The organism is Bradyrhizobium sp. MOS001 (assembly GCF_004634465.1).
Classification (GTDB): Bacteria; Pseudomonadota; Alphaproteobacteria; order Rhizobiales; family Xanthobacteraceae; genus Bradyrhizobium; species Bradyrhizobium barranii.
Genome location: NZ_SPVJ01000014.1, coordinates 87,968 through 107,825, shown reverse-complemented (window position 1 = coordinate 107,825; position 19,858 = coordinate 87,968). Strand labels below are relative to the sequence as shown.

Below are 19,858 nucleotides of genomic sequence, written 5' to 3'. Positions count from 1 at the left end.
AGGAAGACCCGCGGAGAAGACGTGATGGCTAAAGGTACGGTCAAGTGGTTCAACCCGACGAAGGGTTATGGATTTATCCAGCCTGCGTCGGGCGGCAAGGATGTGTTCGTGCATATCTCGGCAGTGCAGAAAGCCGGTCTGTCGTCCCTGAACGAAGGACAGACGGTGGAATACGAAGAGATCGCAAACCGGGGCAAGACCTCCGCAGAGAACCTCAAAGTATAAGCCCGGCAGCCTTTGCTGCCTCCCGGATCTGTCCGGGAGCCGGGCCAAAAAAATTTTAGAAGACGGCCAGTGCATTCGACGACGGGCGTTGCGATTGCACACGGAGAGCTATTTTCCCGCGAAGACCGCTCGTTCAACGCCACAGCAATGACAATCGCGACGGCCCTTCGTTAGTCCACCGGCAATGGTGCGTCGCGCTTGATCTCTTCCATCACCGCATAGGTTCGCGTCTCGCGCACGCCCGGCATCGACAGCAACGTCTCGCCGAGGAAGCGTCGATAGGCGGTCATGTCCGCAAGCCGCGCCTTCACAAGATAGTCGAAGCCTCCTGCAACCATGTGACACTCCAGCACCTCGGGTGCGAGTTTCACCGCGCGCGCGAACCGCTCGAAATTGTCCGGCGTGGTCTTGTCGAGCAGCACCTCGACGAACACCAGAAGACCCAGGCCGAGCCGGTGCGGATTGAGCCGCGCGCCGTAGCCCTCGACAAAGCCCTCCCGCTGCAACCGCTTCAGCCGCTCGCCGACCGAGGTCGGCGACAGCCCGATGCGCTCGGCGAGCTCGACATTGGCGATGCGCCCGTCCTGCTGCAGAATTGAGAGGATCTTCCGGTCAATTCGATCGAGTTCCATATTTTATGTGGCCAATATAGCAATGATCTTCATTTCCTAAGGCAAAATGACTAATTTGTCTATCGAACTACGGTCTAGCGGGCCTTATCCTGGATTTCAGCCACAGGACACGCCATGCCGAACATCCCGCCGCCCTTCACCGCCCCCTACGCGCCCGATGATGCCGAGATTGCCGCGCGGCTCTTGCCGGCTTCGCATCTCGGCCCGCCGCAGGAGGCGCGGATCGACCGCACCGCGACGCGGCTGATCGAGGCGATCCGCAAGCGCGACGACCGGCTTGGCGGTGTCGAGGACATGCTGCGGGAGTTCGCGCTCTCGACCAAGGAGGGGCTCGCCCTGATGGTGCTAGCCGAGGCGCTGCTCCGCGTGCCCGACGCGCGCACCGCCGACCAGTTCATCGAGGACAAGCTCGGCGAGGGTGACTTCATCCACCACGAGACCAAGTCCACCGCCTTCCTGGTCAACGCCTCGGCCTGGGCGCTCGGCCTCTCGGCGCGGGTGATCCAGCCCGGCGAGACGCCCGACGGCACCATCGGCCGGCTGGTGAAGCGGCTGGGCGCGCCGGCGGTGCGCACCGCCACGCGCCAGGCGATGCGGCTGATGGGCAACCATTTCGTGCTGGGCGAGACCATCGAGCAGGCGCTGGAGCGAGGCCGTCCGCGCTCCGGTCAAAAGACGCGCTACTCCTTCGACATGCTCGGCGAAGGCGCGCGCACCGCGGCGGACGCCAGGCGCTATTTCGACGCCTATGCGAGCGCGATTCTGACCATTGGCAAGGCGGCCGGCAACCATCCCCTGCCCGACCGTCCCGGCATCTCGGTCAAGCTGTCGGCGCTGCATCCGCGCTTCGAGGCGATCAGCCGCGCGCGCGTGATGGCCGAGCTGGTGCCGCAGCTGCTCGATCTGGCGCAGCGCGCCAAGGCCCATGATCTGAACTTCACCGTCGATGCCGAGGAAGCCGACCGGCTGGAGCTGTCGCTCGACGTGATCGCGGCGACGCTCGCCGACCCCTCGCTCAGCGGCTGGGACGGCTTTGGGCTGGCGATCCAGGCCTATCAGAAGCGCGCGAGCGCCGTGATCGACTATGTCGACGCGCTGGCGCGCGCGCATGACCGCCAGCTGATGGTGCGGCTGGTCAAGGGCGCCTATTGGGACACCGAGATCAAGCGCGCGCAGGAGCGCGGGCTGGACGGCTATCCCGTGTTCACGCGCAAGGCGATGACGGATCTGAACTACGTCGCCTGCGCTTCGAAGCTTTTGAGTCTGCGGCCGCGCATCTTCCCGCAATTCGCCACCCACAACGCGCTGACGGTCGCGACCGTGCTGGAGCTTGCGCAAGATGGTGGCGGCTTCGAATTCCAGCGCCTGCACGGCATGGGCGAGGCGCTTTATGAACAGCTCGCCAAGGATCACCCCGACATCGCTTATCGTACCTATGCCCCGGTCGGCAGCCACCGCGACCTGCTCGCCTATCTGGTGCGGCGGCTGCTGGAGAACGGCGCCAACTCGTCGTTCGTGGCGCAGGCGGCCGACTATCGCGTGCCGGTTGTGGCGCTGTTGCAGCGTCCGGCCGATGCCATCGTCCGGCCGCAAGCGGCGGCCCATCCCAGAATTCCGCTGCCGGGCGATCTGTTCGCGCCGGAGCGGTGCAATTCGCGCGGCGTCGAATTCGGCGCGCGCGCGGCCCTCGACCGGTTGCTGGCAGACGTGAAGGCCGAGGCAGCCGACCTCAAGCCCATAGCCGACGCAACGCCGGACCGAGCCAATGCGGCGGTGACTGCTGCGCGCGCCGGCTTTGCCGCCTGGAGCCGGACGCCGGCGGCTACGCGCGCGGCCGCACTGGAGCAGGCCGCGCATCTTCTGGAGAGCCGGAGCGCCCATTTCATCGCGCTGCTGCAAGCCGAGGGCGGCAAGACGCTGGACGATGCGCTATCGGAGCTGCGCGAGGCCGCCGACTTCTGCCGCTATTATGCCGCGCAGGGTCGAAAGCTGTTCGGCGTTGATGCCGCCATGCCGGGCCCGACCGGCGAGAGCAATGCGCTCGCCATGCGCGGGCGCGGCGCCTTCGTCGCGATCTCGCCGTGGAATTTTCCGCTGGCGATCTTCCTAGGCCAGGTCACGGCGGCGCTGATGGCCGGCAACAGCGTCGTCGCAAAACCGGCCGAGCAGACGCCGCGCATCGCCCGCGAGGCCGTAGCCCTGCTCCACGAGGCCGGCATTCCCAAGAGCGCGCTGCATCTCGTCACCGGCGACGGCCGCATCGGCGCCGTGCTGACCGCGCATGCCGACATCGCCGGCGTCGTCTTCACCGGCTCGACCGAGGTCGCGCGCCTGATCAACCGGACGCTCGCCGCCAAGGACGGGCCCATCGTGCCTCTGATCGCGGAGACCGGCGGCATCAACGCCATGATCGCGGATGCGACCGCGCTGCCCGAGCAGGTCGCCGACGACGTCGTGACCTCGGCCTTCCGCTCCGCCGGCCAGCGCTGCTCGGCGCTGCGGCTGCTGTTCGTGCAGGAGGATGTTGCCGACCGCATGATCGAGATGATCGCGGGCGCTGCTCGCGAACTCAGGATTGGTGATCCCGCAGATGTCGCGACCCATGTCGGTCCGGTGATCGACGCCGAGGCCAAGCAGCGCCTCGATGCGCATATCGCGCGGATGAAGAGCGAGGCGCGGCTGCACTTTGCCGGCACTGCGCCCGAGGGCTGCTTCGTCGCCCCGCACATTTTCGAGCTCAAGGACGCCGGCCAGCTCACCGAGGAGGTGTTCGGACCGATCCTGCACGTCGTGCGCTATCGCGCGGAAAACCTCGACCGCGTCCTGCAGGCGATCGAGCGCAGCGGCTATGGACTCACGCTCGGCATTCACTCCCGGATCGACGACACCATCGAGGCGATCATCGATCGCGTGCAGGTCGGCAACATCTATGTCAACCGCAACATGATCGGCGCCGTGGTCGGCGTGCAGCCATTCGGCGGCAACGGGCTGTCCGGAACCGGCCCGAAAGCGGGCGGCCCGCATTATCTCGCACGCTTTGCGACCGAGCAGACCGTGACGATCAACACCGCGGCAGCCGGCGGCAATGCCGCGCTGCTTGCGGGGGAGGAGTGAGGCCCTGCGCCTGGCGCCGTTGCATCCCGCTGAAACATCGGTCTAATGCTGCCATGACTTGATCTGCGCCAATTCCAGCGCGCGGGAAACAACAAGAGCGAGGGAGCTACGCCGCGATGGAAAAGGGCATTTTTGCAGGGCTCAAGGTTCTGGACTGCGCGAGCTTCATCGCAGCGCCCGCGGCCGCGACCGTGCTGTCGGATTTCGGCGCCGACGTCATCAAGATCGAGCCGCCCGGCGCCGGCGACCCCTACCGCAATCTGCCCAACATTCCGGGCTATCCGAGCAGCGAGCACAATTTCGCCTGGCTGCTGGAGGCCCGCAACAAGAAGAGCATCGCGCTCGACCTCTCTAAGCCGGAGGCGCAGGCCGTGCTCTACAAGCTGGTCGAAGAGGCCGACGTCTTCATCACCAACATGCCGCCGCCGGTGCGCGCCAAGCTCGGCATCACCTATGACCACCTCGCCCATCTCAACGACCGGCTGATCTACGCCTCGTTCACCGGCTATGGCGAGAAGGGCGAAGAGGCCAACAAGCCCGGCTTCGACAGCAACGCCTATTGGGCGCGCTCCGGCCTGATGGACCTCGTCCGCGCCGACACCCACACGACGCCGGCCCGCTCGGTCGCCGGCATGGGCGACCATCCCTGCGCCATGGCGTTCTATGGCGCCATCGTCACCGCGCTGTATCAGCGCGAGAAGACCGGCAAGGGCTCGCATGTCGCCTCCAATCTGATGGCGAACGGGGTGTGGGCCGCGGGCACGCTGGCGCAGGCCAAGCTCTGCGGCGCCAGGTTCGCCGAGCGGCGGCCGCGCGAGCGCGCGCTGAATGCGGTCGCCAACCACTACCAGTGCAAGGACGGCCGCTGGCTGATCCTGTCGCTGCTGAGCGAGGAGAAGCAGTTTCCGACGCTCGCCAAATGCCTGGGACGCGAAGACCTGATCACCGATCCGCGCTTTGCCACCAAGGCTGACCGCCACGCCCGCTCGGTCGAGCTGATCAAGATTTTTGACGAGACGTTTGCCACCAGGGATCTCGCCGAGTGGCGCAGGATCCTCGACGGCAACGGACTGGTGTTCGGCATCGTCGGCATTCTCGACGACATCCCCAACGACAAGCAGATGCTCGACAACGAGGTGCTGGTGCCGTTCGAGAACGACACCATGCTCACCATCTCCAGCCCGATCTGGATCGACGGCGCCAAGAAGGTCCAGCCGCGCAAGCCGCCGGCCGTCGGCGAGCACAGTGACGAGATTTTGCGCGGGGCGGGATACGACGAGAAGGCAATCAAGCAGCTGCGGTCGTCAGGCGCGGTGGGGTAGGGCGGCGCCACAAACTCCCCTGTCGTCCCGGGGCGCGCAAGGCGCGAGCCCGGGACCCATAACCACAGGGAGTGGTTGTGACACGAGCTGCCAACTCCGAGTCTTCGCCAAACACCTTCCTGTGGTTATGGGTCCCGGATCTGCGCTCCGCTTCGCCGCGCTTGTCCGGGACGACGTTGGGGAGGTAGCTCGTCGTCACAGACGACGTCATTGCGAGCGCAGCGAAGCAATCCAGAATCCCACCGCGGATGCATTGCTGGATTGCTTCGCTGCGCTCGCAATGACGGCGTGGGACGATCTCGCTATAAACTCACGACAACATCGCGTCTCGTGAGGCCCTCATGCCCAAATATCGCCTGCACTACTTCCCGGAGTCCGGCAACAGCTACAAGCTGGCGCTGATGCTGACGCTTTGCGGCGAGAGGTTCGAGCCGGTGTGGACCGATTTCGGTGGTGGCGTCACGCGCACGGCGGAATGGCGCAAGGCCGTGAACGCGATGGGCGAGATTCCCGTGCTCGAGGTCGACGGCGTGAAGATGACACAGACCGCGCCCTTGCTGCTGAAGCTTGCCGGGCAGTACGGCCGTTTCGGTGCCGAGACCGAGGACGAGAAGTTCGAGCTGCTGCGCTGGCTGTTCTGGGACAACCACAAGCTCACCGGCTACATGGCGACCTATCGCTTCATGCGGGCGTTCACTGAGAAAAACGATCCGCAGGTGCTGAAGCATTTTCGCCGGCGGCTCGAGGACTTCCTCGGCATTCTCGACGGACATCTCCAGCACAATGCCTTTGCGATCGGGGCGAGGCCGACGGTCGCCGATATCTCGATGATGGCCTACCTGCACTATCCGAGCGACGAGCACGGTTTTGATTTCGCGGCGAGCCATCCTGCCGTCCACGCCTGGCTCGGCCGCATGGCCACCCTGCCCGGCTGGAAGCCGGCCTATGAACTCTTGCCCGGCAAGCGGATGACGAATTACGCGAAGTGAGGGCGCTGGCACTAACCCCGCAGTGCCAGCCAGCCCAGCGTGAACAGAATCCCGCCGACGATGACGACCACCGCGACCGCCCAGGTGCTGACGCGGATGCTGCCGGTGACCTGCTTGGCTTCCTCATTGCGCGCGATCTCGCGATTGCGCTCCTTGTCGGCGTCGCTGGTCTCAGTCATGGGTCATCCAAACCGGTTGCTGGTTTTATCTGGCGCGTGACCTTTTCGAAAAACCGCTACACACTTTTTCGGATCACGCGCTAACGCGTCTTGATGAAGCACATGCCGATGCGGCTCGATGCCGCGGCAGCCTGACAGGTGAGACCTTTAGCACAGCTCCATGACGTAAAACTCTTATCCGGCGTTCCCGATCCCGCATTTTGCAGGGCACAATGGGCACCCCAACCATCCTGATATTCGGTGCCGGCCAGCTCGCCGCTGCCGCGGGTCTGCGGCCGGCTGGCAAATCCGCGTGAGAAATCAGGGCGTTTTCCCGCGGCGAATGCGGTCAGGATGTCGCGGCGGCGAACCTGGTCGCCGAAGAAATGCGGCGAGGCCGGCACGATGGTGGAGTTCGACGGTTTGTCCGCCAGCCAATCGACGCCCGGAAAATGGAAGCCGCCGATGCCGCGGGTCTGGTGGCAGCCGGCGCAGGTGACGTCGTTGAGGCGGCGCTGGAAGCCCGCGACCGAGCGGATGTTCTGCATGTCGATGCCACGCGCCGCCGCCTGCTTCAGCGCGCCGACCACGTCGTTGTCGGTGAAGACCGGCTCGCCCTTGTTGCTGTCCCTGTCCTCCCCTTGCACCATGCCGAACTCCGGCTGCAACGGCGAAGCGTCAAGGCCCGCCGGCGTCGGCACCACCGCGGCCTTGGCCAGGAATGTCTCGGGGATCAGCACTGTGCCGCGATCGAACTCGCGGAGATTTTCCGGCGCGAGCAGCCAGGCTTTGAAATCACGTCGAAGATCGTTGTCGGCGAGGATGCGGTCGCGGTCGATCTGGTTCTCCAGCGTCGATTCCTCGAACGTCTTCGTCGCGGGGTTATATTTGAACACCTTGAGCAGATAGTCGGAACGGAAATCGTGCAATGCCGATTTCGGCGCGATCGAGATCTGGATATTGGTCTCGATGCGATCGAGCATGGCGTCGGAAGGAGAGATGCCGCCGCCGATCAGCCCCTGCCAGTCGCCATTGTCGAGCCAGCGCCGCGCGACCTCGGCACAGGTAACAGGCTTTCCGTTCGCATCGGTCTGGCGCGCATCGCGTGCCTTCATCACCAGATTGAACGTCATCGGCAGGCGCGTCGCGGTCTTGCCACCTTCCGGCTTACTCTCGAAACGCACCAGCCGATAAATCAGCCTGATCTCGCCGCACGCCTCCTCCGAGACATAGGCGCGGTCCATGCGATTGACGATGCCCGCCAGCACGAAGCGGGTGTCGCGGGATTTGAGATTGGCCCGATCGAACAGCTGCACGTCAAAGCCTTCGCCGACGCCGATGGTTTCGGTCGGGTACGCCGCCTTCTGCCGGATGATGTAGTGGTCGAACTCCGCGTCGATCGCGGGTGGAATTCCCTTGAGCTGCGACAGCGACGAGAACAGCAAATCGGTCGTCAGCGGAACGTTTGCGTTCCGCTCCGGCCATAGCAGGCGCAAGATCGTAAGCGAATCGTTCTGGTCGAGCTTGCGGAGCAGATCGGGATCGATGATCGCCGTGCCGCGCGTCAACGGCGCGTTCTCCGCTGCGAAAAGCGAAACAGTTCCGCCAAGCAAGACGGCGGCAGCAAAGAGAATTCGCAACGCGCGGCTCATGCCTTCAGTAACACCGCGTAAGCCGGCCTATTCAAGTCAAAAGGCGCCTCACATGGTGGTGAAGCGCCTCTTTGAAGAGCGGATATCGAACGCTCAGCGTGCGACGATCAGGCCCTTGCTGGTGACGACGACCCAGCGGCCGTCCTGACGGCGGATCGCATCGACGCGGCCAATTCCGGGGATCGGGTCACCGGCATAGACCTCGTAGAGGCCTCCGCGGCCCTCGATCAGTGCGCCGCCATTGGCGACGTCGCGCAGCACCCAGCCGTCGATCGTCGGCAACCGGCCGACCTCGGTCTTGGGCGCGGCTGGGGCCGGAACCGGTGCGGCGGCGGCGGTCGCAACCTGGGTCGGCGCGATCGAGCCGGTGGTCTCCTTCGCGGCGGCTGCCGCGGCCTGCGCGGGGGCCGCGGGCGGCGTGGCGCGGAGCTTGTCGACGGTCTCGGACAGCTTTGCGATTTTGGCCATCGGCTCGGCCTGGGCCTTCTCGAGCTTGTCGAGGCGGTCATTGGCGCGATTGAACTGGCTGAGGCCAGTCTTGGAGGTGTGCTCGACATTCGCCTTCAGTGCGACGACATCGGCATCGATCCTGGCAACCGAGGATTCCAGCGCGCTGGTGTCGGCGACCTGCGCCGGCGCGGGGGCCGGGGCTGCGAAATGCATCATGCCGGCGGTCGCGAGCGCGCCGCTGATGGCGCCGACGCTGGCCGCAATCGCCACCACCGCGGCCATCGCCGACAGGCGGCGCTTGTCGCCGGTCTCGCGCGACTCGTCCGCCTTCACATGCGGGGCAAACTCCTCGCGCTCCCACGAGCGCTCCGACGGTGCCATGACGATGAGCTTGCCGGGCTTCGGCTCCGGCTTGGTCTCGAACTTCGGCACTTCGATCCGGGGCGGCTCGACCTTCGGGGCCTCTGCCTTGACTGGATCGGGCTTGGGCGGCGACTCATGGTCGGGGGCGATCGAGGGGGCCTCGATGCCGGCAGCCTCGACGGCCTGCGGCGCGGTCGAAGCTTCCACGACGCTCGTATCCTGGGCAGCCTGCTCAGCCATTGGTTCGCTCACAGTTCGAATACTCCACTCTGGATTGACCTTTTGGTAACTTTCATTGCTTGCGAAATCCTTACTTCGGGACCCGCTTACCGAAATTTTAGGAAGTCATCCGGGGCCGAATTGGGCCGGGAACGTGGAACCGGTGTGGCGGGCGTGAAACAAATTGTAAGCGGGGGAAGATGAACGGCCGCGGAATGGCTGCCTCCACACCGTCATTGCGAGCGCAGCGAAGCAATCCAAAATCTTTCCAAGGCCGCAGTCTGGATTGCTTCGTCGCAAGAGCTCCTCGCAATGACGGAGTGGGCGGCGCCCACTCCGTTCACGTCACCGCTCCGCCCACATCACTATCCGTCACATCACCACCGGCGCATCCGGCAGCTCGTTCGCATGCGGGCCTTGCGGTGGGAAATGTCGCGCCAGCTCGCGCGACACCGCAGCGATGCCGCCGATCACACCGCGCTCGAACTGGCCGGAGGCGAACTCGGCCTCCATCGCGCGGCAGATGCTCTCCCAGCCCTCGTCACCGACCTTCGCGTGAATACCGCGGTCGGCCACGATCTCGACGTCGCGATCGGCGAGCAGGAGATAGATCAGGACGCCGTTGTTGTGCGCGGTGTCCCAGATACGCAGATGCGAAAACACGTCGAGCGCGCGCTCGCGGGCCGGCTGGTTGCGGATCAGCGGTCGCCCGTCGAGCGCGCCTTCGACGACGAAGCGGACCTGGCCGGAATGCGTGCTCTCACCCTGCTTGATCGCCTGCTCGATGCGGGCGAGCACCTTTGGCGGAAAGATTTGCTTCGCCCGCCAATGATGCTGCACGAGATGTCTGGCAATGCGCTTGATGCCCATGACCGCTACCAGCTCCCCGAGGCGCCGCCGCCGCCAAAACTGCCACCGCCGCCGCTGAAACCGCCGCTGTCGCTGGACGACGAGCCGCTGCTCCAGCCACCTCCCGAGGAGCCGCTCGACCACGAGCCGCCGCGCGACGATCTCGTGGCTGGCGCCATCGCCGCAAACAGATCGGCGATGAAGCCGATGACGAAGCCCAGCGCTCCGAGCGCGAGCGCGATTGCGAAGGATCCGAGAATGAGCCAGGTCAGCGCCGCGATGATGCCGCCGGTCGCCAATGAGCCAAGCAGCCGGCCCAGCATGGCCCGGAAGAAGCCGCCAACCCCGATCGAGGCGAACAGCGTCACGATGAACAGCGGCGCAATATCGTCCAGATTGCCGAAATTCACAGTCGGCGAAGGCACCGGCAGCGGCTCGCCGTCGATCACGCGGATCATGCGATCGACGCCATCAGTAATGCCGCCGGCGAAATCGCCCGTCCTGAATTTCGGCGTGATGATCTCGTCGATGATCCGCCGCGAGGTGACGTCGGTGAGCGCGCCCTCGAGACCGTAGCCGACCTCGATGCGCAAGTGCCGGTCGTTCTTGGCGACGATGAGGATCGCGCCGTCGTCCACCTTCTTGCGGCCGACCTTCCAGGCGTCGGCGACGCGGATCGAGAACTGCTCGATCGTCTCCGGCTGGGTCGTCGGCACGATCAGGACGGCGATTTGGCTGCCCTTGCGCGTCTCGAAATCACGCAGCTTTTGCGACAACGCGGCGATGTCGCCGCTCGACAGCGTGCCGGTCTGATCGACCACGCGACCGGTGAGTTGCGGGATGGCGACGTCGGCAAGGGCGGGGAAATTGAATGCGAGGAGGAGTACGAATACGGCTATCGCTTGCCACAACCTCGCTGTCATCGCCCGGCTTGACCGGGCGATCCAGTATTCCAGAGACGCCAGAGGACTACGGAGGAGCCGCGGCGTACTGGATTCCCCGCCTTCGCGGGGAATGACGGCGGTGGGTGGGGCTGGGCGCATTCGCAAAACGGCGCGCAGCTACTTCGACGGCGCAGGCGCCGGATTGAAATCGACCTTCGGCGCGGTCGAGATCTCCTTTTCGTTCTCGACCGCGAAATTCGGCTTCTCCTTGTAGCCGAACATCATTGCGGTGAGGTTGCTCGGGAAGGAGCGAATGGTGACGTTATAGTCCTGCACCGCCTTGATGTAGCGGTTGCGCGCGACCGTGATGCGGTTCTCGGTGCCTTCGAGCTGCGACATCAAATCCTTGAACAGCGCATCGGACTTGAGCTGCGGATAGTTCTCGGTGACGACCAAGAGACGTGACAGCGCGCTGGAGAGCTCGCCCTGGGCGGCCTGGAACTTCTGGAAGGCGGCGGGGTCGTTCAGCACCTCAGGCGTCGCCTGGATGCTGCCGACCTTGGCGCGCGCATTAGTGACGCCGAGCAGCACGTCCTTCTCCTGCTGCGCAAAGCCCTTTACCGAGTTGACGAGATTGGGCACGAGATCGGCGCGGCGCTGATACTGGTTCACGACCTCGGACCAGTTGCCCTTGATCTGCTCGTCCTCGCTCTGGATCGCGTTGTAGCCGCAATTGGTCAGGCTCAGCGAGGCCAGAGCCGCCAGCACGGTCAGGATCTTGCGCATCAAATTCCTCCCGGTGAAATCTGGCGTAAACTATCAGATTGAACGCGCGCGGTGCCAGACATCTTGTGCCGGCGGCGCGAAAAGCAACCGCCTGACGCAAGCCCCTTGCCTATCCCTGGCCGACATAGTCAACTTGAGCAAAACAAGAACGGAAACGCCAAGGGGAACGCGATGAGCTCGTTCGAGACCATCCTCGTGGAGAGGCCCGAGCCGGCGATTGCCCGGATCGTGATGATCCGGCCCGAGGCGCGCAACGCGCAGAACCTGCAGATGACCTACGACCTCAACGCCGCCTTCGACGAGGCGGTGCAGGACGACGCGCTCAAGGTCATCATCCTCGCCGGCAACGGGCCGCATTTCTCATCGGGCCACGATCTGCGCCCCGGCGGCAAGAACGCCGCAGGCGTCGATTTTCCGCCGATCGGAAATTGGGGTGGCTTTGCGGAGGCGAACGCGCATGGCCGCTTCGCGCGCGAGCAGGAAATATATCTCCAGATCACGCGGCGCTGGCGCAACCTGGCCAAGCCGACCATTGCCGAGGTGCACGGCAAGTGCATCGCCGGCGGGTTGATGCTGGCCTGGGCCTGCGACCTCATCGTCGCCAGCGACGATGCTCAGTTCTGCGATCCCGTGGTGACCATGGGCGTCTGCGGGGTCGAATGGTTCGTGCATCCCTGGGAGCTCGGCCCGCGCAAGGCCAAGGAATTCCTGTTCACCGCCGACGCATGGAGTGCGCAGGAGGCGCATCAGCTCGGCATGGTCAACCGGGTCGTGCCGCGCGCGGAGCTTTCAGCGTCGGTGCTGGAGCTGGCGCGCCGGATCGCCTCAAAGCCGTCCTTCGCGCTGAAGCTGACCAAGGAAGCCGTGAATCGCTCGGTCGATGTGATGGGCCAGCCCGCCGCGATCGACCAGGCCTTTGCGCTGCATCAGCTCTGTCACGCCCATAACCTTCAGCAGTTCGGCATGGTGGTCGATCCATCAGGACTGCATCCCTCCGTGCGCAAGCCGCCGGCGGCCGCGGAGTAACGACATGGACCTCAACCTGAGTGACGAGCAACGGCTGCTGCGCGAAAGCGCGGAGCGCTTCGTGGCCGAGAGCTACGATGCCGATCACCGCCGCAAGATGGCGAACGACCCGCTCGGCTTCAGCCCAGCGGTCTGGAAGCAGTTCGCCGAGCTTGGCTGGCTGGCGCTGCCGATTCCCGAAGAGTTTGAGGGGCTCGGCGGCGGCGCGGTCGAGATCGGCATTCTGATGGAAGCCTTTGGTCGCGGGCTGGTGTCGGAGCCGTATGTTGCAACGGTGGTGCTTGGAGCCTCGCTGATCGACAAATGCGGCAGCACCGCGCAGAAGCAGGCGCGGCTGCCGAAGGTCGCGGACGGATCACTGAAACTCGCCTTCGCCCATTCCGAGCGCGCGGCGCGGTTCGATCTCGCAATAGTCGCGACCGTCGCCCACAAGACGGCGCAAGGCTGGCGCGTTGCCGGCAGCAAGATCGCGGTGCTCGACGGCCTCGCCGCCGACGAGATCATCGTCTCCGCGCATATCCACGATCACAAGGGACCTTCGGGACGGATCGGCCTGTTCCTGGTGCCGGCGAAGACGCCCAGCGTCGTCATCACCGACTATGAACGTCTCGGCGGCGGACGGGCCTGCAATATCGAGCTGTCCGGCGTCGAGCTGCCGGAGGATGCCCTGCTCGGCGACGGACACGACGCCCTGCCCGCGATCGAATGGGCCGTTGACCGCGCCATGGCTGCGCTCGGTGCCGAAGCCGTCGGCATCATGCAGACGCTGCTCGACACAACGCTGGAATACACCAAGATCAGAAAGCAGTTCGGCCGGCCGCTCTCCGCCAACCAGGTGATCCGCCACCGCCTCGCCGACATGGCGATGCAGGTCGATGAGGCGCGCTCGATGGCGCTGCGCGCCGCGTTGAAGGTCGATAGCTCGCCGGTCGAGCGCGCCCGCGCTGCCTCCGGTGCGAAAGCGAAGATCGGCAAATGCGCGCGCTTCGTCGGCGAGCAGTCGATCCAGCTTCATGGCGGCATGGGCGTCACCGAGGAGCTCGAGGTCGGCGCCTATTTCAAGCGGCTGGTCGCCTTCGACACGCTGTTCGGCGGCAGCGCGCACCATTACAGCCGCCACGCCCAGCTCGGCCGCACGGCCTGACACAAGGAGCGCATCATGGACCTCTCGTTCAACACCGAGGAGCGCGCCTTCCAGGACGAGGTGCGCGGCTTCATTGCAAAAAACCTCACCGAAGAGATGAAGCGCGCAACCGCGCTGACGCCGTCGGTGTTCTCCGACCCTGATATCGGCATGGCGTGGCAGCGCGCGCTGCACCGGCAGGGCTGGGGCGCACCGGGCTGGCCGGTCGAATATGGCGGTCCGGACTGGACGCCGGCGCAGCGTTGGATTTTCGAGACTGAATCCGCACGCGCCGGCGTGCCCAATGTCAACGTGATGGGCGTGAAGATGGTCGGGCCCGTCATCATCGGCTTCGGCTCGCCCGAGCAGAAGAATTTTTATTTGCCACGCATCCTCTCCGGCGAAGACTATTGGTGCCAGGGCTATTCCGAGCCGGGCTCCGGCTCCGATCTCTCGTCGCTGAAGACGCGCGCGGTCCGCGACGGCGACGACTACATCATCAACGGCACAAAAATCTGGACCACGCACGCCCACCACGCCAACCGCATGTTCGCGCTGGTGCGCACCAGCGACGGACCGCGGCAGCAAGACGGCATCAGCTTCATCCTGATCGACATGACAACGCCGGGCATCACCACGCGCCCCATCCTCACCATCGGCGGCGACCACGAGGTCAACCAGGTGTTCTTTGACGATGTGCGCGTGCCCGTGGCCAACCGCGTCGGCGACGAAGGCAAAGGCTGGACCTACGGCAAATATCTGCTCGAGTTCGAGCGCGGCTCCGGCATCGCCTCGGCAAAATTGCGCGAGGGTCTGAAGGCGATCGCGGAGCTGGCCGAGTCGGACCTGACGGGTCGCGCGATCGACAGCCCGGATATCGCGACGCGCATCTCGGAGGTCGAAATCGATATCGACGCGCTGGAGATGACCGAGCTGCGCGTGCTCTCCGCACTTCAGACCGGGCAAAATCCCGGCGCGGTGTCGTCGATCCTGAAGCTGCGCAACAGCGAGATCAGGCAGGCCGTGACGCGGCTGGGGGTCGACGTGATCGGTCACGACGCGCTCGCGGTCGAGCCGATGCGCCCGCTCTACAAGCTCAACCATGCGCCGGCGACGCCTGAGGAGATGCTGACGGTGGTCCCGGAATATCTCAACGGCCGCGCCTACACGATCTTCGGCGGCACCTCGGAGATCCAGCGCGACATCATTGCGAAGATGATGCTGGGGATTTAAGGGCGTGGGGATTTAGCCAGAGCTGGCGGGGCATTCTCCGCTGTCGTCCCGGACAAGCGCAGCGAAGCGAAGCGCAGATCCGGGACCCATAACCACAGGGTGAGGTTATGGCGCGAGCTGGTCACCACGAGTCTTCGCCAAACCACTTCCTGTGGTTATGGGTCCCGGGTTCGCGCGTTGCGCGCCCCGGGACGACAGCTGGGTGTATGGCGACAGCCGGCGTAACAACGCGCCCCGCTTAACCCGCCACCTTCGCGTCCTTGATCGCCTTCCAGATCTTCTGGGGCGTCAGGGGCGTGTTCAGCTGGGTGATGCCGAGCTCGGCGAGCGCGTCCATCACGCCGTTGGTGACGCAGGGCGGGCCGCCGATGGCGCCGGATTCGCCGCAGCCCTTGGCGCCGAGCGGATTGGTCCGGCAGGGCGCGGAGTCGTCGAGCGTGACCTCGATCGGCGGAACGTCGTCAGCACGGGGGATGCAATAGTCCTGGTAGCTCGCGGTGAGGAGCTGGCCGTCCTCATCGTAGGACACGCCCTCGTACAGCGCTTGTCCAATGCCCTGCGCGACGCCGCCATGGATCTGGCCGGTGACCAGCATCGGGTTCACGGCAACGCCGACGTCGTCGACGGTGGTGTAGCGCACGACCTTGGACACGCCGGTCTCCGGATCGATCTCGACCTCGCAGATATGCGTGCCGTTCGGCCAGCTCGGGCCATCGACCTCTCCTTCGGAATCGACGCTGAGCTTGGCGCCGCCCTCCTTCTCGGCGAGATCGAACAGGCTGATGCGGCGGTCGGTGCCGACCACGGTGAGCATGCCGCCCTGATATTCGATGTCCTCGACCGAGGTCTCCAGCACGTTGGCCGCCTTCTCACGCGCCTTCTGAATCAGGTCGTTGGAGGAAACTGCCACGGCCGTGCCGCCGACGAACAGCGAGCGCGAGCCGACGCTGCCGAAGCCCATCGCAAGATCCGTGTCGCCCTGGACGACGTCGATCTTGTCCATGGCAATGCCGAGCGTGTCGGAGATCATCTGGGTGTACGTGGTCTGCAGCCCCTGCCCCATCGCCATGGTGCCGGAATGCAGCACGACGCGGCCCTGCGAGGTCGCGTGCAGGCTGACCTTCTCGGTATGCGCGCGGCCGCCGGTCCATTCGATGTAGGAGGTGAGCCCGCGGCCGTAGAGCAGGCCCTTCTTCTTCGCCGCCTTCTTGCGCGCGGCAAAGCCGTCCCAATCGGCCAACTTCACGGCGCGATCGAGCAGGTGGGCGAAGGCGCCGGAATCGTAAACCTGACCCGCGGCGTTGGTGTAGGGCAGCTGCGCCGGCTTGATGTAGTTCGCTTTCCGGATCGCACGCGGATCCATGCCGATTTTTCGCGCGGCGGCGTCGAACAGGCGCTCGACGATGAACACCGCTTCGGGCCGGCCCGCGCCGCGATAGGCGCCGACCGGCGCGGTGTGAGTCATCACCGACTGCACCTCGAAATGCACCAGCGGCAGATCGTAGACGCCGGTCTGCACGAACGGCCCGAGCACCAGCGGGATGATGTTCGCCGCACCCGACGAGTACGCGCCGGTGCAGCCGATCGACTTGACGCGATAGGCCAGCACCTTGCCCTTCTCGTCGAGCGCGAAGGATGCCGTCGAGGTGAGATCGCGGCCATGGGTACCGCCGACGAATTCGTCGGTGCGGTCGCCGCGCCAGCGGATCTTCCGGTTCAGCTTGGTCGCGGCATAGGCGACGATGCCGTCTTCCGGATAGAGGTTGGTCTTCTGACCAAAGCCGCCGCCGATGTCGCCGACCAGCACGCGGACGCTGTCCTTGGGTCGCTTGAGCACGGCTTCCGCCAGCACGTCGCGGGTCGAGGCCGGCGTCTGCGACTGCACATGCAGGAGGAGGCGGCCGGTCTTCTTGTCGATCTCGGCAATGGTCGAGCGCGGCTCCATCGCGGAGGGCACCAGACGCTGGCTGACGATGTCGAGCTCGACCGTATGCGCGGCCTTGGCGAATGCCTCGTCCGCCTTGGCGGCATCGCCATAGCTCATCGCACCGACGATGTTGTCGGGCGCCTCGGGCCACACCACGGGCGCGCCGGGCTTGACCGCTTCGACCGGATCGACCACCGCGGGCTGCACGTCGTATTCGATCACGATCGCTTCGGCCGCGCTCTGCGCCTCGGCACGCGAGGCGGCCACCACTGCGGCCACGGCTTCGCCGGCATAGCGGACGATCTCATGGGCGAGCAGGCGGCGCGGCGGCACCGTCATCGGCTTGCCGTCGGGGCGCTTGAAGATGCTCAGGGTCGGAATGGTGCCGATATCGTCCTTGACGAGATCAGCGCCGGTGTAGACCGCGGTGACGCCCGGCATCGATGCCGCGGCGCTGGTGTCGATCGCGACGATCTTCGCGTGCGCATGCGGCGAGCGCAGCACATGCAACCACAGCGCGCCCTCCTCCGGCTTGTCGTCGATGAACTGACCCTTCCCGGTGAGCAGCCGCTGGTCTTCCAAACGCTTGACGGGCTGGCCCGCTCCGAAACGCAAATTGCCGGGAAGAATGTTCATTCCGTGGGGTCCTCAGGGTCTTTTCGAAACTGCGGGCCGCCTTTTAGCGGATCGATCGGAGGCATACCAGCCGCGGTTTTGGGCGGTGAACCCACAGATTCGTCATGCCCGGGCTTGTCCCGGGCATCCACGTTCTATGTGCCACAGGGCAAGACGTGGATGGCCGGGACAAGCCCGGCCATGACGGCTAATCAAGCTCCCTCAACGCCGCCTCCACCACCTTGCGGGCGTCGGCCGACAGCGCGGCCTGCGGCGGGACGGGATCGCCGACGTCGTAGCCCTGAACCGCCAGCCCCGCCTTGATGCAGGCGGCGAGGTTGAAGCGGGCGAAAGCCTCGTTGATCCGCCACAGTCTGCGCTGGAGCGCCATGGCCTCGTCCCAGCGGCCGGCCTTGCAGAGGTCGTAGAGTGCGACGCTCTGGCGCGGGATGATGCAGGCAGGTCCCGCCATCCAGCCGAGCCCGCCGATCAGCATCACCGCCGCCGGGATGTGGGCGGAGGCCGAGAACACGCGCAAGGCATAGCCGCAGCGGTTCATGATCGAGAGCAGCCGGCCGGTATTGGTCGAGGCGTCCTTGATGTAGCCGATGCGCGGATGTTCAGCGAGGCGCGCGATGATGTCGAGCGTGAGATCGGAACGCTGGAATTGCGGATTGGTGTAGATGACGACCGGGATGTCCACGGCATCCGCGATGGCGCGGAAGTACGATTCGACCTGGGCATCGGCGAGCGGAAAGTACGCTTCCAGGATCGCCAGGATGCCGTTGGCACCACACTTCTGATACGCCCTCGCCTGCGCCACTGCATCCGCCGTCGAGGTGGATGCGACGCCGGCCACGACCGGCACGCGGCCCTTCGCGGCCTCGATGGTGGTCTGCACGATCGCGGTGCGTTGCGCGGCATTGAGATAGGCGAACTCGCCGGTCGAACCCAGCGGCGTCAGCCCGTGCACGCCTGCGCCGATCAAATCGTCGCAGAGCTTGCCGAGGACTTCGGTGCGCACCGTGCCATCGGCATCGACGGGCGAAATGAGGTAGGGAAAGACGCCGTGAAAATCAGGCATGTCAGGCTGAACCCCGGAAAATTGGCTAGCGCCTGACCGGTCATAGCAATGCCCGCGCTATCGATCAAACCCTGATCAGGCGCACCCGCGTGCCCCAGGGATCGACGGCCTCCAGACCATTGGCGAGCGCCGTGACATGCGCGCCGCCCTTGCGCAGGCGCTCCTCCTGCGCAGCGAGAATGTCCTGCTTCGCCATCACCAGCGAGAACCAGGCGAGCCCCGTGGTCTGATCGTCGCGTTGGCCGGCCCCCTGGCTCTGCCAGACGTTCATGCCGAGGTGATGGTGATAGCGGCCCGACGACAGGAACGCGGCGCCGCCACGGCGGCGGGTCGGATCGAGGCCGACCGTGCCGTGATAGAACCGTTCGGCCTCGGCGAGATCGCCGACACGCAGATGCATGTGGCCGACGCGCAGACCATCCGGCGCCTTGGCGTAGTCTGCCACGCGCGTGTTGGTCAGCGACAAGAGGTCAGGGATGTTGAGCTCGTCGCTCGCCATCTTCACGCTGCCCTCGCTCCACTGCCATTGCGAGGGATCGCGGTCGGCATAGACCTCGATGCCGTTGCCTTCGGGGTCGTCGAGATAGACGGATTCGCTGACGAGATGATCGGCGAAGCCCGACAGCGGCACGCGGTGCGAGGCGGCGTGCACCAGCCAGCGCGCGAGATCTTTTCGCGACGGCATCAGGAAGGCGGTGTGGTAGAGGCCCGCGGCGTTGCGCGGCTCGATCGCGGCCTCGGGACGGGCTTCCAGCACGAGCAGCGTGATACCGGCCGTGCCGAGCGTCGCGCCGGTCGCGGAGCGCTCCATCACGGTGAGCCCGATCACGTCGCGATAGTAGTCCGCGACCTTGTCGAGGTTCTTGACCCGGAGCGTCACCATGCCCACCCGCATCGGCGTGCGGCTGGCATAGGTCGGACCGCCGCCTTGCGGCAGGCCCTCGGCCCGAGCGGCGGCGGCCGCCGCCATCGCGAGCGAGGTCGCACCGGCGAGTTGAAGCAGGGTACGGCGGGTGAGGTCGACGGTCATCGGTCGGGGCTCGCTGGAAACGCTTAGGGACGTGCGGTGCAATTTCTGGATTGCTACACGTTCCCGTGAAGGCCTCCCAATCACATGTTCGTCGGCCGTAGTCCTGCGGAAGCCGGTCCGCCCCATCTGTCCTGGCCACCCGGCCAGTTTCGCTATCGCCCGCGACATCCCAGATTG

17 protein-coding genes are annotated in these 19,858 nt (G+C 65.5%); 7 read left to right on the top strand and 10 right to left on the bottom strand.

Annotation, left to right across the window (positions count from 1 at the left end; genetic code table 11):
• Positions 1–24 precede the first annotated feature (24 nt).
• A complete protein-coding gene (locus tag CT676_RS19630; RefSeq protein WP_008134691.1) occupies positions 25–225 on the top strand; it encodes a cold-shock protein in 201 nt (66 codons plus the stop codon).
• Positions 226–395: 170 nt separating this feature from the next.
• Here CT676_RS19630 and CT676_RS19625 read toward each other — a convergent pair whose 3' ends face one another.
• Positions 396–857, bottom strand: a complete 462-nt coding sequence (locus tag CT676_RS19625) for an Lrp/AsnC ligand binding domain-containing protein (protein WP_038954741.1) — start codon at positions 855–857, stop codon at positions 396–398.
• 114 nt (positions 858–971) lie between these two features.
• On the opposite strand from CT676_RS19625, the gene putA reads away from it, so the two are divergent.
• The 3 genes from putA to CT676_RS19610 all read left to right on the top strand — a co-directional run bounded on the left by putA (position 972) and on the right by CT676_RS19610 (position 6,282).
• The gene (gene putA / locus CT676_RS19620) at positions 972–3,971 is read left to right on the top strand and encodes a bifunctional proline dehydrogenase/L-glutamate gamma-semialdehyde dehydrogenase PutA (protein ID WP_135215201.1); all 3,000 of its coding nucleotides are present in this window, start codon (positions 972–974) and stop codon (positions 3,969–3,971) included.
• A 116-nt stretch (positions 3,972–4,087) separates the two neighbouring features.
• Complete coding sequence (locus CT676_RS19615; RefSeq protein ID WP_085399819.1) at positions 4,088–5,293, top strand: CoA transferase; 1,206 nt, start codon at positions 4,088–4,090, stop codon at positions 5,291–5,293.
• Positions 5,294–5,634: 341 nt separating this feature from the next.
• Positions 5,635–6,282 (top strand): glutathione S-transferase family protein, encoded by a 648-nt coding sequence (locus CT676_RS19610; protein ID WP_085399818.1) that lies wholly within the window; start codon positions 5,635–5,637, stop codon positions 6,280–6,282.
• Between the two features lie 11 nt (positions 6,283–6,293).
• On the opposite strand, the gene CT676_RS44120 is transcribed toward CT676_RS19610, so the two are convergent.
• The 6 genes from CT676_RS44120 to CT676_RS19585 form a co-directional block, all read right to left on the bottom strand.
• Positions 6,294–6,461: a hypothetical protein gene (locus CT676_RS44120; RefSeq protein ID WP_014492272.1), complete on the bottom strand. Its 168-nt coding sequence runs from the start codon at positions 6,459–6,461 to the stop codon at positions 6,294–6,296.
• Between the two features lie 80 nt (positions 6,462–6,541).
• Complete coding sequence (locus CT676_RS19605) at positions 6,542–8,092, bottom strand: hypothetical protein (RefSeq protein WP_135215200.1); 1,551 nt, start codon at positions 8,090–8,092, stop codon at positions 6,542–6,544.
• Between the two features lie 93 nt (positions 8,093–8,185).
• Positions 8,186–9,145, bottom strand: a complete 960-nt coding sequence (locus CT676_RS19600; protein WP_085399816.1) for a hypothetical protein — start codon at positions 9,143–9,145, stop codon at positions 8,186–8,188.
• Positions 9,146–9,496: 351 nt separating this feature from the next.
• The gene (locus tag CT676_RS19595; RefSeq protein ID WP_085399814.1) at positions 9,497–9,994 is read right to left on the bottom strand and encodes a TPM domain-containing protein; all 498 of its coding nucleotides are present in this window, start codon (positions 9,992–9,994) and stop codon (positions 9,497–9,499) included.
• Positions 9,995–9,999: 5 nt separating this feature from the next.
• Positions 10,000–10,896, bottom strand: coding sequence for a YgcG family protein (locus CT676_RS19590; protein WP_085399813.1), 897 nt, complete (start codon positions 10,894–10,896; stop codon positions 10,000–10,002).
• A gap of 138 nt (positions 10,897–11,034) precedes the next feature.
• Positions 11,035–11,643, bottom strand: coding sequence for a LemA family protein (locus tag CT676_RS19585; protein WP_063985447.1), 609 nt, complete (start codon positions 11,641–11,643; stop codon positions 11,035–11,037).
• Between the two features lie 171 nt (positions 11,644–11,814).
• On the opposite strand from CT676_RS19585, the gene CT676_RS19580 reads away from it, so the two are divergent.
• Genes CT676_RS19580 through CT676_RS19570 form a run of 3 tightly spaced genes read left to right on the top strand, consistent with a single transcriptional unit; the run spans position 11,815 to position 15,025 of the window.
• Positions 11,815–12,669 carry an enoyl-CoA hydratase gene (locus CT676_RS19580; RefSeq protein WP_135215199.1) on the top strand — a complete coding sequence of 285 codons (855 nt, stop codon included), beginning with the start codon at positions 11,815–11,817 and terminating at the stop codon, positions 12,667–12,669.
• Positions 12,670–12,673: 4 nt separating this feature from the next.
• Positions 12,674–13,813, top strand: coding sequence for an acyl-CoA dehydrogenase (locus tag CT676_RS19575; protein WP_085399811.1), 1,140 nt, complete (start codon positions 12,674–12,676; stop codon positions 13,811–13,813).
• A gap of 15 nt (positions 13,814–13,828) precedes the next feature.
• Complete coding sequence (locus tag CT676_RS19570; protein ID WP_085399810.1) at positions 13,829–15,025, top strand: acyl-CoA dehydrogenase family protein; 1,197 nt, start codon at positions 13,829–13,831, stop codon at positions 15,023–15,025.
• A gap of 238 nt (positions 15,026–15,263) precedes the next feature.
• Here the strand turns inward: CT676_RS19570 and CT676_RS19565 are convergent, their stop codons facing one another.
• From CT676_RS19565 to CT676_RS19555, 3 genes are all read right to left on the bottom strand, one after another.
• On the bottom strand, positions 15,264–17,588 hold the full coding sequence (locus CT676_RS19565; protein WP_085399809.1) for a xanthine dehydrogenase family protein molybdopterin-binding subunit: 2,325 nt from the start codon (positions 17,586–17,588) through the stop codon (positions 15,264–15,266).
• Positions 17,589–17,775: 187 nt separating this feature from the next.
• Positions 17,776–18,651, bottom strand: a complete 876-nt coding sequence (locus tag CT676_RS19560; protein ID WP_085399808.1) for a dihydrodipicolinate synthase family protein — start codon at positions 18,649–18,651, stop codon at positions 17,776–17,778.
• A gap of 64 nt (positions 18,652–18,715) precedes the next feature.
• Entirely contained in the window at positions 18,716–19,681 is a 966-nt protein-coding gene (locus CT676_RS19555; protein WP_085399807.1) for a VOC family protein, read from the bottom strand.
• Positions 19,682–19,858 lie beyond the last annotated feature (177 nt).